Here is a 572-nt window from a genome sequence, read left to right as displayed (position 1 = left end):
ATTGAGCCGTTTTATCAAAAATCCCGTGCTCTATTGGTCTAAGTAGCATGTATTCGAGCATGGAAAAGTTGGTAATTAATACATCTGGAGGAGACGACTGTACTTCCTGACGTAAAACTAGTTCGGTATCATGACTTATATCAACTTGCTCAATACTCTTCGCATTAGCGAGAGATTTTACAAAATCAGGAATATTAGCTTTTATAGGTACACGGTTTTGTTTTATTAATCTTTGGTGGTAACGTTGCTCTTCGGACGTAACTGCAGAAATGCAATAAAGGCTCTCCATTGAGCGAGAGAGATTCCTATTTTTTTTTCTATCAAATTCACCTGCATAGGGAGTTGCGCTTGTGTAATTCGCAAAAGTCAGTGGACGACCTAAAATTCCTGAGATTTGTTTTTGGGAAGGCTCAGAACCCAATATCTTCCTTAATCTAGTAGTTTGGTCTGTAACGAGAGCATTCATTGGATATAGAATCATACTCTTCATGATGCCGCTTGTATGCGATCTACGGGAGTTCTCAATCAATCCGCAAAGAGTAGGGTAAAGAAAGGTTTCAGTTTTGCCTGAC

General features: G+C 39.2%; 1 protein-coding gene. It reads right to left on the bottom strand.

Annotated features, from left to right (window positions below; genetic code table 11):
* Positions 1-490: hypothetical protein (locus tag VT06_RS17130; RefSeq protein ID WP_152659069.1), on the bottom strand; the 490-nt coding region annotated here is incomplete at its 3' end.
* Positions 491-572: the final 82 nt, after the last annotated feature.

This window comes from Arsukibacterium sp. MJ3 (assembly GCF_000987765.1).
Lineage (GTDB): Bacteria > Pseudomonadota > Gammaproteobacteria > Enterobacterales > Alteromonadaceae > Alishewanella.
Note: the sequence above shows the minus strand (reverse complement) of the source record. Positions and strands in the feature narration are given on the sequence as shown.